The sequence below is a fragment of the uncultured Ruegeria sp. genome, assembly GCF_947500045.1.
GTDB lineage: Bacteria > Pseudomonadota > Alphaproteobacteria > Rhodobacterales > Rhodobacteraceae > Ruegeria.
In genome coordinates this window covers 181,272-194,590 of the sequence record NZ_CANMQQ010000006.1, presented here as the reverse complement: position 1 = coordinate 194,590, position 13,319 = coordinate 181,272, and the positions used below count along the sequence as shown (strand labels likewise).

General features: G+C 57.3%; 14 protein-coding genes. 7 read left to right on the top strand and 7 right to left on the bottom strand.

From position 1 onward, the window contains the following. The first annotated feature begins 36 nt into the window (after positions 1-36). From Q1B46_RS12375 to Q1B46_RS12365, 3 genes are read left to right on the top strand one after another with little or no spacing between them, the layout of a single operon-like run. Positions 37-786 (top strand): SDR family oxidoreductase, encoded by a 750-nt coding sequence (locus Q1B46_RS12375; protein WP_299948373.1) that lies wholly within the window; start codon positions 37-39, stop codon positions 784-786. Further along, on the top strand, positions 783-1,391 hold the full coding sequence (locus Q1B46_RS12370; RefSeq protein WP_299948371.1) for an enoyl-CoA hydratase/isomerase family protein: 609 nt from the start codon (positions 783-785) through the stop codon (positions 1,389-1,391). The genes Q1B46_RS12375 and Q1B46_RS12370 overlap by 4 nt, the downstream gene beginning before the upstream one ends. Continuing rightward, positions 1,388-2,125: a VOC family protein gene (locus tag Q1B46_RS12365; RefSeq protein ID WP_299948370.1), complete on the top strand. Its 738-nt coding sequence runs from the start codon at positions 1,388-1,390 to the stop codon at positions 2,123-2,125. The genes Q1B46_RS12370 and Q1B46_RS12365 overlap by 4 nt, the downstream gene beginning before the upstream one ends. On the opposite strand, the gene Q1B46_RS12360 is transcribed toward Q1B46_RS12365, so the two are convergent. Beyond that, complete coding sequence (locus Q1B46_RS12360) at positions 2,126-2,422, bottom strand: HNH endonuclease (RefSeq protein WP_299948368.1); 297 nt, start codon at positions 2,420-2,422, stop codon at positions 2,126-2,128. It abuts the gene before it with no gap. 44 nt (positions 2,423-2,466) lie between these two features. On the opposite strand from Q1B46_RS12360, the gene Q1B46_RS12355 reads away from it, so the two are divergent. After that, a complete protein-coding gene (locus Q1B46_RS12355; RefSeq protein ID WP_299948366.1) occupies positions 2,467-3,645 on the top strand; it encodes a TIGR03862 family flavoprotein in 1,179 nt (392 codons plus the stop codon). A gap of 3 nt (positions 3,646-3,648) precedes the next feature. Here the strand turns inward: Q1B46_RS12355 and holA are convergent, their stop codons facing one another. From holA to Q1B46_RS12335, 4 genes are all read right to left on the bottom strand, one after another. Then, on the bottom strand, positions 3,649-4,668 hold the full coding sequence (gene holA / locus Q1B46_RS12350; RefSeq protein WP_299948364.1) for a DNA polymerase III subunit delta: 1,020 nt from the start codon (positions 4,666-4,668) through the stop codon (positions 3,649-3,651). Continuing rightward, a complete protein-coding gene (lptE, locus tag Q1B46_RS12345) occupies positions 4,665-5,156 on the bottom strand; it encodes an LPS assembly lipoprotein LptE (RefSeq protein ID WP_299948362.1) in 492 nt (163 codons plus the stop codon). Before lptE ends, holA begins: the two co-directional genes overlap by 4 nt. Next, complete coding sequence (leuS, locus tag Q1B46_RS12340; RefSeq protein ID WP_299948360.1) at positions 5,143-7,677, bottom strand: leucine--tRNA ligase; 2,535 nt, start codon at positions 7,675-7,677, stop codon at positions 5,143-5,145. The genes lptE and leuS overlap by 14 nt, the downstream gene beginning before the upstream one ends. Positions 7,678-7,749: 72 nt before the next feature. Further along, the gene (locus Q1B46_RS12335) at positions 7,750-8,238 is read right to left on the bottom strand and encodes a DUF3576 domain-containing protein (RefSeq protein ID WP_299664321.1); all 489 of its coding nucleotides are present in this window, start codon (positions 8,236-8,238) and stop codon (positions 7,750-7,752) included. Between the two features lie 281 nt (positions 8,239-8,519). Here Q1B46_RS12335 and Q1B46_RS12330 point away from each other — a divergent pair, with 281 nt between their 5' ends. Continuing rightward, the gene (locus Q1B46_RS12330) at positions 8,520-9,527 is read left to right on the top strand and encodes a porin (RefSeq protein WP_299948358.1); all 1,008 of its coding nucleotides are present in this window, start codon (positions 8,520-8,522) and stop codon (positions 9,525-9,527) included. 102 nt (positions 9,528-9,629) lie between these two features. Further along, positions 9,630-10,289, top strand: coding sequence for a YggS family pyridoxal phosphate-dependent enzyme (locus Q1B46_RS12325; RefSeq protein WP_299948356.1), 660 nt, complete (start codon positions 9,630-9,632; stop codon positions 10,287-10,289). Here Q1B46_RS12325 and Q1B46_RS12320 read toward each other — a convergent pair. Next, a complete protein-coding gene (locus Q1B46_RS12320; protein ID WP_299948354.1) occupies positions 10,273-10,773 on the bottom strand; it encodes a L,D-transpeptidase family protein in 501 nt (166 codons plus the stop codon). The two genes, Q1B46_RS12325 and Q1B46_RS12320, sit on opposite strands and share 17 nt — an antisense overlap. Further along, on the bottom strand, positions 10,770-11,864 hold the full coding sequence (gene ribA, locus Q1B46_RS12315; RefSeq protein WP_299948352.1) for a GTP cyclohydrolase II: 1,095 nt from the start codon (positions 11,862-11,864) through the stop codon (positions 10,770-10,772). The genes Q1B46_RS12320 and ribA overlap by 4 nt, the downstream gene beginning before the upstream one ends. A gap of 161 nt (positions 11,865-12,025) precedes the next feature. Between ribA and Q1B46_RS12310 the strand changes: the two genes are divergently transcribed. Next, a complete protein-coding gene (locus Q1B46_RS12310) occupies positions 12,026-12,712 on the top strand; it encodes a response regulator transcription factor (RefSeq protein ID WP_008756096.1) in 687 nt (228 codons plus the stop codon). Positions 12,713-13,319 lie beyond the last annotated feature (607 nt).

The window sequence follows — 13,319 nt, the reverse complement described above, 5'->3', positions numbered from 1 at the left end:
CGAGTTAAGACAATTTCAAATGCTGGGATTTAAACGATGCATATGCAAGGAAAAACCGTACTGATCACAGGCGCCAGCCGGGGTATCGGGGCAGAGGCCGGGCGCGTTTTTGCCGCAGCCGGGGCCAATGTGGCTTTGGTCGCGCGCAGCCGTGACCAGATCGAGGCGCTGGCGGCGGCGCTGGGTGAAAACGTCATCGCACTGGCCTGTGATGTCAGCGATTTTGCGCAGGTCGAGCAGACGGTCGCCGATTGCATCGATCAGTTTGGCGCGCTGGATGTGTTGATCGGTAATGCAGGCGTGATTGATCCAATCTTTCATCTGTCGAATGCGGATACACAGGCATGGAGCCGTGCGATCGACATCAACCTGAAAGGTGTTTTTTACGGAATGCGCGCTGCCCTGCCCATCATGCGGGCAGCAGGTGGTGGGACGGTACTCACCGTCTCGTCAGGTGCTGCGTCTAATCCGGTCGAAGCCTGGAGCCACTATTGCGCGTCCAAGGCCGGGGCCAGGATGCTGACAGAATGCCTGCATCTTGAAGAGGCGCATCACGGCATCCGTACCATGGGTCTGTCGCCAGGTACCGTGGCCACAGACATGCAGCGGGTGATCAAGGCCAGCGGCATCAACCCGGTCAGCCAGCTGGATTGGGACGATCACATCCCCGCCGACTGGCCCGCAAGGGCGCTGATGTGGATGTGTTCGGCTGATGCGGATGAGTTTTTAGGAACCGAAATATCATTGCGCAATGAAGACATTCGCAAACGGATCGGGCTGACGTGATCGATCTGACACAGGATGATGGGTTGTGGACGGTCACGCTGAACAACCCTGAGAAGGCCAATGCGCTGACCTCGGCCATGCTGGTTGAACTGGTCCGCATTGCCGAGACGGCGACCGAAGCGCGCGCATTGATCCTGACCGGTGCGGGGCGCGTATTCAGCGCAGGCGCTGACCTTGATGAGGCGCGGGTGGGTCTTGCAACCTCGGACCTTTGGGAACAACTGTCCGGTGCGATAGCCGCGTTGCCCTGCCTGACGGTGGCTGCGCTAAACGGCACTCTGGCGGGCGGGGCCAACGGGATGGTTCTGGCCTGTGACCTGCGCATTGCTGTTCCTTCGGCCAAGTTTTTTTACCCGGTTATGAAGCTTGGTTTTTTGCCCCAACCCTCTGATCCGAAACGCATGGCGGCGCTGATTGGTCCATCTCGAACCAAAATGATCTTGATGGCAGGGCAAAAGATATCCGCAGAAGAAGCTTGTGCCTTCGGGCTGGTTGATCGCGTGGTCGAACCGGAACAGTTGATGCCAACTGCACATGCGCTTGTCGCAGACAGTCTTGCTGCGGACCCGACGATTGCAGCGGGTATTGCCGGATTATGCCCATGAGGATGGCTGCGCTCCGATTGCGGGTGGCGGACCCGGATGCGTTGGCGGCATTCTATCGCGAGGCGCTTGGCATGTCTGTTCAGATCGAAGGGGCCAATCGGCGCGTGGGATATCCCGGTCGGGATGCCGATTTGTTGTTGATGCCGGGCGGAGGTGGGTACCACCACGATCGCGGACAGCGATACTGGAAAATCGGGATCACGCTGCCCGATGTTGATCTTGCGGTGGATGACCTTCGTCAGAAGGATGTCCCGGTCAGCGCTCCGGGTCAGTTTCTGGATATCGGCTATATGTGCCATCTGAATGACCCCGAGGGTTTTGGGATCGAGCTTCTGCAGCATGATTTTGAAGGCAACCGACCGGTTGGTGCAGCCAGCCCGGACGCCCCATTTGCCAAAGCCTGCATCGGCCAGATTACCTTACGGACCGGAGATATCGCTGCCGAGGATGCGTTCTGCCAATCCATGGGACTGTCATTGCTGTCCATGCAGGATGTCGAACCTTATGGGTTTGATCTGCATTTCTATGCGTTCACTGCGGATAAATCCCCCAATCCCGATCTTTGGGCGGTCGAGAATCGTGAGTGGTTGTGGAAGCGCCCTTATACCACGCTGGAATTCCAACATATCCCGAATGCCCGGTTTGCGCCGGTGCCGGATTATCTGGGGGCCGAAGTCGAAGGGTTGGCCGACCCGCAAAAGGATGCCTTCGGCGATCCGTGGCTTCCGACCTGATCAACGACCGCGCCGTTTACCCGGTACCCTGGAATGAAACTCCGGAGGGCGTTTGCGCACCCAGTCCAGAAACTTCCGAAGCCTCGGGTGTGTGCGGAGCGCATCGACAGAGTTGAAGTCGCGCGCAAGTTCAGCCTCGGTCAGTGTTGCGTGGATCTCTTTGTGGCAGATCTGATGCAACAAAACGGTAGGCCCGCCCTTGCCTCCTTTGAGCTTTGGGATCAGATGGTGCAGGCTGCCGCGGCCTTCGGGGATCGGGCGGTCGCAGAGCGGGCAGATCGGATCGGAATTTGCCATGACATAATTTCGCGCTGAATCGGGCGCAGGGCAAGAGGGACACAATGGCACGAACCATTGTCATTGGGGCAGGACCGGCGGGGCTAATGGCAGCCGAACAGCTTGCCGACGCAGGGCATCAGGTTCTTGTGGCCGAAGCCAAACCCTCGGTCGCGCGCAAATTCCTGATGGCGGGGAAATCTGGCTTGAACCTGACCAAAGACGAACCGTTTGATACGCTTATGAGCGCTTATGGGGATGCTGAGGACTGGCTAAGCCCAATGATCCGCGCGTTCGACGCCCGAGCAATCATGGCCTGGGCCGCAGGACTGGATCAACAGGTGTTTACGGGCTCAACCGGCCGCGTGTTCCCGACGGCCATGAAGGCCTCACCCCTGTTGCGGGCGTGGTTGACGCGTCTGGATCAAACGGGTGTCCAGATAAGAACGCGCTGGCGCTGGCGGGGTTGGCGCGAGGGCGACCTGGTGTTCGACACACCCGATGGCGAGCAACTTTGTGCACCCGATGCGACGGTTTTGGCGCTGGGCGGTGCCAGCTGGGCGCGGCTGGGCTCGGATGGTGTTTGGGCGCGATTTCTTACAGACAAAGGTGCCGCCCTGGCGTCGTTTGCCCCCGCAAATTCGGCGCTGTCTGTTGATTGGAGCCCGTATATGCCGCCTCATTTCGGTGCGGCCCTCAAATCAGTTCGCTGGATGACGGGTGGGCAAGAAAGCCGAGGTGAAGCCACGATTTCCGCGAGAGGCCTGGAAGGTGGAGGTTTGTATTCCCTGACGCCGGCGCTAAGGAAGGACCTGCCACTTTATTTGGATTTGGTCCCAGATATCACGGTTGATGCGCTGCAGGCGCGACTGGACGCGAAGAAGGCCAAAGCGACCCTGTCACATTGGCTGAAGAATGGCCTGCGCTTGCCCTCGCAAAAGATTGCTCTGTTTCACGAGATGACCAAGGGCCGTGCATTGACGCAATCGCAATGGGTCGATGCGCTAAAAAACTTGCCCGTCCGTCACGCCGGTCTGCGCCCGATAGATGAGGCGATCTCGACCGCTGGCGGTGTTGAACGCGGCGCTCTGGACAGCGGCTTGATGCTGACCACTTTGCCGGGTGTATTCTGTGCGGGTGAGATGCTGGATTGGGAAGCCCCAACCGGAGGCTATCTACTAACCGCCTGCCTGGCGACCGGACGTTGGGCCGGGCGGTCGGCAGTAAAGTGGTTGGAGCGCTAGGCTTCAGCCCGATCGGGCCAGCATAGCCAGGCGGATCATGGCCCGTTCCACCAACGCCATGGCGGGCGCGGTCTGACCTGCCGACCGCAACGACAGGTCCGTATCAGTCAGCACTGTTAATGCGGTTTGTAGTTTCTGCGCGCCCCAACCCTGCGCTTGCCGCAAGATCAGGTCACGCCGTTTGCCATAGACCGGAGGGCGCAATTTACCGATTCCCTGCGTCGCGCCACCCGGATCAGAAGCGCAGGCATAGAGGGTCCGAAAATGCCGCGTCGCACCAATACAAAGGGTGACGCCGTTGGTGCCTTGCGCCTGCAACCGCCGGATCAAAGGCCCGATTTCCTGAGCCCGGCCTTCGGCGACGACGTTCAATACATCATCCAGCGCGGCTTCGGTGGAACGCGGCGCGCAAGCCTCGATATCTTCGATCGTCAGGTCGCCTCGCTTGTAAAGAGATAGCTTCTCAACGGTTTGTGTGAAATCTCCGGGGCTTAGCGCCAAAGCAAGTTCGCTGATCGCCGACATCGAATCGCGCGGAATATTCTGCAACCCGGCCTGTTTTAGGATCCGCTCCACCTCTGCGCGCGAGGGCGGGTCATCATAGATACCAACCGCAAAAACTGCCGGATTCGCCTCAAACGCTTTGCGGATTTTTGAACTGGGTTTGAGTTGCCCTGCCGTGACTATGACCTGCGCGTCGCCATGATCCCAGTCTTCCAAGGTTGCCAGTATCGCGGATGCCGCCACATCGGTGGCGTCTTCGACAAAAACCGCGCGTGGGCCGGGAAAGAACCCAACTGCCTTTACTGCGTCCAGCAACCGGGCCGGATCGCTGCGCAGGTCGGTTCCCGAGATGCGGGTCAGGCGCATTTCCTCTTCGGCGCCCGGTCCCAGCAATGCAGCCAGTACCTGTTGACGTTTCAGGGCAACGCGCATCGGATCCGCCCCGTAGATCAGCAATCCGGCTTTGTCCGCGTTTGGCTTGGCGAAATACCCTTCTGCCTCGCGCGGGCTCAGCTTCATGCGGACAGGCCCGGTGTTGCATAAAGGCGATTCATGATCTGATCGGATAGAATCACCATCAAGCGCTCGATCGCATCACGTTCATCCGCCAGCGTGGACACGGTTGAACCCGCAGCAGAGTAACCGACGAAATCGGCGACATTGCCCGACGCAAGGATCTGCCCGGTCGCGTTGGATTTCAGCGCGTATGTGGCGTTCCCGTCGATGGTATAGCGATTGGTCTCATTCGCTGTGGTGATCGAAGCCCTGCGGGTGACTGTCGACACCCCAACATCCAGTTGATACGCGTTGCCCGAGGTCACACTGCGACCCAACTGGCGTTCCAAATTTTGGACAAGCAGAAAACTCTCGACCGTATTCGGTGCCGACACTTCGACCGTCCCGTTCAATGCTGCCCCTGAACCTCCGGGCGCATAAACGGGCTCGAACCCGCAAGCGGCAAGCGCCAGCGGCATCAGCAATACGGTTCTTCGATCAAACGACGACATTTACGATCCGGCCAGGTACAACGATCACTTTCTTCGGCGCGGCTCCATCCAGCGCCTTTTGCACAGCTTCGGTGCTGAGAGCGATTTTTTCAACCTCTGCCTTATCGAGATCTTTCGCCACGCTGATTTCAGCACGGCGCTTGCCGTTGATCTGGATCGGCAGGGTGACGGTTTCGTCAACCAACATGGCCTCATCAGCCACAGGCCATGTTGCGGTTGCGACCAACCCTTCACCACCCAGCATCTGCCACAGCTCCTCGGACAGGTGTGGGGTCATCGGCGACATCAGCTGTGCCAGCGTTTTGGCCGCTTGGCGCTTGGCTGATGTGCCCGCTTTGGACTTCGCCAATGTGTTGGTGAACGCGTAAAGCTTGGCGATCGAGGCGTTGAAACCAAAGGATTCGACGCCGCCCGACACATCGTGGATCGCCTTGTGCATCTCACGCAGCAGGGTTTCGTCTTCGGTGTTGGCCGGAAGGTTCGACTCGGCGATTTCCGAGGCGATGCGATGTACACGGCTCAGGTGTTTGAACGCGGCTTCCGCGCCCGAGGCTGTCCATTCCACGTCACGTTCAGGTGGCGAATCGGACAGAACGAACCAGCGCGCGGTATCAGCGCCGAAGGCCGAGATGATGCTGACCGGGTCCACCACGTTCTTTTTGGATTTTGACATCTTGGCAGAGGGGATGATCTCAACCTCGGTGCCGTCGGCCAGTTTGCCGTCGGTCACATCCTCGGGCAGGTGATAGACCGGGCGGCCGTTGTCATCACGGGTCTGATAAATCTCATGCGTCACCATGCCTTGGGTGAATAGCGCGTCAAAGGGCTCGATCGCACTTTGGGGCAGGTGGCCTGTGATCTGCATCGCCCGTGCAAAGAAACGGGAATAGAGCAGGTGCAGTATCGCGTGTTCAATCCCTCCGATATACTGATCGACATTCATCCAGTATTCGGCTTCGGCCAGATCGGTTGGCGTTTCGGCGTGGGGTGCTGTGAAGCGGGCGAAATACCACGACGAATCGACGAATGTGTCCATCGTGTCGGTTTCCCGTTTCGCGGGGGCTCCGCACGACGGGCAATTACAATCACGCCAGGTCGGATGACGGTCCAGCGGGTTGCCTGGTTTGTCAAAAGTGACATCGTCGGGCAGGCGGACGGGCAGGTTTTCCTGCTTCTCCGGCACCACGCCGCATTTTTCACAATGCACAACGGGAATCGGGCAGCCCCAATAGCGTTGGCGGCTTAGGCCCCAATCGCGCAGACGGTATTTGGTGACGCCCTCGCCCCACCCAGCCTTTTCGGCGAAATCGACGGTGGCGTTAATCGCCTCATCGCCCGTGGCCTCGGTGAGACCTGCGAAGTGATTCACCCAGCGGACTTTTTCGGTTTTCGGCGGCACGAATGCGATTTTGTCGACGGGTGTTCCATCATCCAATGCAAAGAACGTGTCTACGACAGGCAGGTCGTATTTTCGGCAAAAGTCCAAATCACGCTGATCATGCGCCGGGCAGGCAAAGATTGCGCCGGTGCCATAATCCATCAGGATGAAGTTCGCGATCCAGACCGGCAGCTCCCAATTCGGGTCCAGCGGGTGTTTCACCTTGATACCGGTGTCATAACCCAGTTTTTCAGCGGTCTCGATGGCCTCTTCAGTCGTACCCAATTTGCGGCATTCCGCAACGAATTCAGCTACTTCAGGGTTTTCGGCTTCAAGCTTCTTGGCAATCGGGTGATCCGGTGAAATGCCCACAAAGGACGCACCCAGCAACGTGTCGGGGCGAGTCGTATAGACGGTGATCGGCTCTCCTCTATCGGTGCGTTCAAATCCGAATTGCAAACCGCGGGACTTGCCGATCCAGTTCTCTTGCATCAGGCGCACTTTGGCGGGCCAGTTGTCCAGAGTGTCCAGCGCCTCAAGCAGTTCTTCGGAATAGTCGGATATCTTAAAGAACCACTGAGTCAGTTCGCGCCGCTCGACCAGCGCGCCCGAGCGCCAGCCGCGCCCGTTTTCCACCTGTTCATTGGCCAGAACAGTCATATCGACCGGATCCCAGTTCACCACGGCGTTCTTGCGGTAAACCAGACCGGCCTTGAGCATATCCAGAAACAGTGCCTGCTGTTGTCCGTAATATTCCGGGTCACAGGTGGCAAACTCGCGTGACCAGTCGATGGACAGGCCCAGAGGCTTCATCTGCCCGCGCATGTCGGCGATGTTGCCATAAGTCCAGTCTTTGGGGTGGCCTCCAATCGCCATCGCGGCGTTTTCCGCAGGCATTCCAAAGGCATCCCAACCCATCGGATGCAACACGTTATGGCCCGTCGCCAGTTTGTGCCGCGCGATCACGTCGCCCATCGTGTAGTTTCGCACATGTCCCATATGGATGCGGCCTGACGGGTAGGGGAACATTTCAAGCACGTAGTATTTCGGCTTGTCCGTCTTATGGTTGGCGGTGAAAATCCCGGCTTTGTCCCAGGCCTCTTGCCATTTTGCTTCGATTTCGTTGGCCGAGTAGCGCGACATTGTACGGTCCTTCAAGAATGAAAACGCCGGGTAGGAACCCGGCGTGGTAATAATGTGGTTTTAGGCGGGTTGCTAGAACTTGTTGTCAGCAATGCGTAGCTGACGTGCACGGGACAGGATCGCATCTTCGACCGCGCGCGAGGTTGCAGCACTGACCGGGGATCCACCACTGGTCTGAAGTGCTACAGACAGAGACCGCGCCTCTAACGCGGGATCACTGATATGCACTGTTGCCCGATATGATCGCCCACCGCCCGGCGGTGTTCCGTAACCCGTTACGATTACACCGGTAAACGGGTCGACCTCTTGAATAGGCAGGAAGTTAAGGACATCCAGCGAAGCCGCCCAGAGGTAGCGATTCACCTGAGTAACCTGCTCGGAAGTGTCCGGGCCAAAGATATCCCAGATCGTCGAACGATTCGGATCGTTCAGTTCCCGCTCTTCCGACGAACTGCCATCAACGGTCAAAACACTGGCGTCCCCAGGAGGTAGTCGCCCACGGCCACAGGCCGTGACGGTCGCCGTTACCATGATCAAACCCAGAATCGTTATCAGGCGCATCGTTGGAAGGTCCCGTTTACTTGATTTATACTGTTTGAATGCCACTCCTAGACAAGGACCGATGCTGCAACAAGCCCATTCTTTACATATGGGCGTGAGTGGCCCGCAGGATTAGGCCGAATTTTGACTGTGGCATCCTTGCACCAATTCAATCCGAATGACGGCAAGTCGTTTATGCCAAGCTTGCGCAACCGGGGTAAAAAAAGCGAAACGGTGTCCGTGCTGAGACGCGTGCTTTGCATGTGTCGAGTAGATAAATCTTTGAAACCGAGGGAAACAAGATGAAAAAAGTTCTCTTCGCATCGACCGCTCTGATCGCAACCGCAAGTGTTGCCGCGGCCGACGTTAAGTTCAGCGGTTATGGCCGCTTTGGTATTGGTTACCTGGAAGACCGTACCGGCACCGTTGATGCAGTTGGTGGTGGCACCGCTTCTGGCGTTGATACCGACAACACAATCCTGATCTCGCGTTTCCGTCTGAACATCGACGGCACCGCGGAAACCGATGGCGGCGTTGAGTTCTCGGCTCGTGTTCGTCTGCAAGCTGACGAAAACGCCGGTAACGGCGAAGCAGGTTCGGCTGGTCTGAACGGCGCTCGCTTCTCGGTGATCTATGGCGGTCTGCGTGTTGACGCAGGTAACGTCGCAGGTTCGTTCGACAACCTGGCAAACTACTACGGTAACGAGCCTGGCCTGGAATTCTTCATCGGTCAGTATGCCGGTGTTAACTACGACTTCCTGGCTTACTCGTCGACCGGTTCGGGTTCGAACGCTGTGTTCTTCCAGTACGCAGTTGGCGACTTCTCGTTCGGCGCGTCGTACGACCAGGCAACCTTTGCTGAAACCGCAACTGCCGGTTCTGACACCGACAGCGGCGACCGCTGGGACATCAGTGCAACTTACACCTTCGGCAACATCACTGCCGCTCTGGCCTATGGTCAGACCGACAGACCGTTCGGTGGTGACAAAGACAGCCTGACCGTTCTGACCCTGGGTGGTGACTTCGGTGATCTGAACGCAACTCTGTTCGTCGCAGACGATGACGTTGCTGATGATGACCTGAACGGCACTGCATATGGTTTCTCGTTGGCCTACAACCTGGGCGCGGCAACCACGCTGACCGCCGCTTACGGTGACGGTAGCGCAGACGGTGACACCCAGCAGTACGGCATCGGCTTCATCCATGACCTGGGTGGCGGTGTGTCGCTGAAAGGTGGTCTGGGCAACACCAAAGCTGGTGACGCAGACGGCCGCGTACGCGCAGACTTCGGTGTCAACTTCAACTTCTAAGTTGATTTGAACCGTAAGGTTTAAGGGCAGGTCTTCGGACCTGCCCTTTTCTTTTGCGCCAACATGGTGTTTTGCTGCGGCAAACGCACAATGAGGGGCCCCATGTCGCTGCAAGATATCTCTGACCGTATCGCCAAAGCTGAATCCGCGGCAGGACGTGCTGCAGGATCCGTGCAACTGATTGCGGTTTCCAAGGTTCAGCCCAACGACCGGGTCGAAGCCGTGTTACAGCAGGGTCATCGGTGTTTCGGAGAGAATCGTGTGCAGGAGGCCGCCGGTAAATGGCCCGCATTTCGTGAAAGCTTTCCAGATGTTGACTTGCATCTGATTGGCCCGCTGCAAACCAACAAGGCGCGGCAGGCGATTGAACTTTGTGACGCGATTCACTCGGTCGATCGGCCAAAGCTCGCAAAAGCACTTGCACGGTTGGCGCAAGAAATGGGGAGGTGCCCCGACCTGTTCATACAGGTCAATACAGGCGAAGAGGATCAGAAGGCCGGTGTTCTTCCTGAAGACGCGGAATCGTTCATCAACGAATGCCGCGCCCTTGACCTTCCTGTTCGCGGATTGATGTGCATCCCGCCCGTTGACGAAGAGCCTGCGTTGCATTTCGCGCTTCTGGCGAAACTTGCCGAGCGGAACGGGTTGGATGGGCTATCAATGGGCATGAGCAGTGATTTCGAATCCGCCATTGCGCTCGGTGCGACCCATGTTCGCGTTGGATCAGCCATTTTTGGCGCGCGTGTTAATCCTCTGGAATGATCAGCCGCGTACCCGGTGCGATTTGTTGGGCAATCCACCGAAGATGATCGCGTCGGAACGCGATGCAGCCCTCGGTCGGGTAACGTGGCCTACGCCATTGATGCAGGAATATAGCTGACCCTTTACCGGGTATCGCATTGGGATAATTCCAGTCGGTGATTAGTATCAAATCGTATAACGGATCGGCGCGGCGCAGATTTTCGTGGCTGTAGCCATAAGGTGCGTGAACCAGATGGTTATAGGCAATGTCTTCAACGTCGTCTGACCATAAGTCGCGCGGTCCGATAGGTCGCGCCCATGGCGCAGGGCGCGGCATTCGATCCGCACGGTAGAGCATTCCCACGATATGGTGCAGGCCCAATGGCGTTGCACCGTCACCTTCCTTCTTGGCTCGAGTTAATCCACCTTTGCCCACGGCGCAGGGAAATACGCGCCCAAGCAAACGAACACCGCGCGGCGTCAGAACCAGATCGTTTGGTGTCACAACAGATGGCCCGATTTCGCTGCTTTGGTCGCCAGATACGCGCGATTGAAGTCGGTTTCACCAACCTTCAAAGGAACGCGTTCGGTCACTGCGATGCCTGTCCGTTCCATCATTGCGATCTTTGCGGGGTTGTTGGTCAACAGGCGCACCGAACTGAACCCCAGCGACTTCAGGATGTCCGATCCAAGCCGAAAATCCCGCTCGTCATCTTCGAAACCAAGCCGATGATTGGCCTCGACCGTATCAAAGCCCTGATCCTGCAGGAAATAGGCGCGCATCTTGTTGGCAAGCCCGATACCGCGCCCTTCCTGATTTAGATACAGCAGAACTCCGGCACCTTCGACCCCCATCTGGGCCAGGGCACCGCGCAACTGCGGGCCGCAGTCACATTTTAAGCTGCCCATCAGATCGCCGGTGAAACAGGCAGAATGCAGTCGGGCGAGGACGGGCATGTTGCGATCCGGACGTCCGATTTCAACCGCATAGTGCTCCTCGCCGCCATCTTCCGGGCGGAATACATGTAGGCGACCGGCTTCGGACACTTCCATCGGTAGGCGCGCAGCTACAACTGGATGCAGGACGCTACGATCGGTTAGATGCGGTGCCGCGCACGCATGGTCAATGCGGGTCAAACCATGCGTTGTCGCAAATTCGCGACCCCCATCTATTGGAATGACTACGACAGCAGGTAGCAGATGCGCCGACTTGGTCAGCGCAATGGCGACGCGGTGCAGATTTGCGCTTCCTTGCCGCTCGGTCATCAGCGGGCCCTTCATGGGGGCGTTCAGATCGTCCGACGGGTCGGCCACCGCCTGAACCCAGCCGAGTTCAGCATCTGCCGGAATGACGACCCGAGCCAGATCGCCGTCATATGCGCGCGCCTTCAATGTTTCGGCGCGTCGAACTGTGATGGCCACAACAGGCTGCCCGCCCAAGCTGCGCAGATCGGCCAATCTCTGTGGGCTCAGCGTTTCTGTTGCGAACGCAAGAACACCCAAACCCATCTCGTCGGTCAGAACAACGGGAACGCCCATACGCAGGTCCGCCCGCGCCCGCGCCAGCAATTCGGTTATGTTGGGGACGAGACTCATGCGTGTTACCCTATAACGATATGACCTTCTCCTACCCTGATCGGCGGGAAATGTGAAACATTTCCTCTGCGTCAGACACGAGGGCGTGAGGCGGTTGCAGTAACTCTTGCTGATTGCATTCTCCGTACGCAAGTGATGGAAAAGGCTTAGGAGGACCGGACATGGCTCAGCTCAAGAAAATCCTGCTGGTGGATGATGATGAAGACCTGCGCGAGGCGCTTAGCGAACAACTCGTGATGACCGAGGATTTTGACGTGTTCGAAGCGTCCGATGGTCAATCTGCAATGGAGCGCGCCCGCGAGGCGATTTATGATCTGGTTATTTTAGATGTGGGCCTGCCCGATACCGACGGTCGTGAGCTGTGCCGCCTGATGCGTAAGCAAGGTGTCAAAAGCCCGGTTCTGATGCTGACAGGACACGACAGCGACGCAGACACCATCCTTGGCCTGGATGCCGGTGCGAATGACTATGTCAGCAAGCCATTTAAATTCCCGGTCCTTCTGGCGCGCATTCGCGCCCAGCTGCGCCAACACGAACAATCTGAGGATGCGGTATTTGTTCTAGGCCCCTACACGTTCAAGCCCGCGATGAAAATGCTGATGACCGAGGATGATCGTAAGATCCGCCTGACCGAGAAAGAGACCAACATTCTCAAGTTCCTCTACCGGTCAACCGATGGTGTTGTTGCCCGCGATGTTCTGCTGCATGAAGTGTGGGGTTACAATGCCGGTGTAACGACGCATACGCTGGAAACTCACATCTATCGCTTGCGCCAGAAGATCGAACCCGACCCGTCAAATGCGCGCCTTTTGGTCACAGAATCGGGCGGATATCGCCTCGTTGCTTGACTATGGTGGATTGACTTGGATCAAAGTGATACTCTGTAGGTATCTTTAGATTACTCCCAACCCGCGCATGTCCGGGTTATGACATGCACCTCCCTGTTGGACTGCCGGGCCTTAGGGCCCGGCCTTTTTTTGTACGGCGGGGTTCTGAGGTCTGGTTTGAGTCCTATCTGTTCCTTTGATTTTTCCGCTGCATCCGCTCGCAGCGCTAAGATTTCTGCGCAAGCGAAAATTTCTTGATGCAGAGCGGCAGTCTGATCGGCCGTTAGTGCCTAGCGCAGCATTTTTCCAAGTGATCAATTCACAGGTTGCGGACTTTGCAGCCGTTCACTTTATCCGCAACAGCTATCGACCAACTGGATTGGCGGGCACCCTACCATAAATCAGAGACCCATGGGCTGTTCTTGGGGTTTCAGAACAACCGTAAGTTTTATCACCAGTTCAGGAAATTGAATGCAAAATGGCCTAAGCACCTATACGTAGCATTGCGCAATTGGGAAGCCTTGGGTTGTTATGCCATTGAAAATGTACAAAAAAGTCAAATATTTTAACTTGAATTAAAAACAAGGCATGACAAAATTTTACCCATACTAAAATTATATTGACGCGA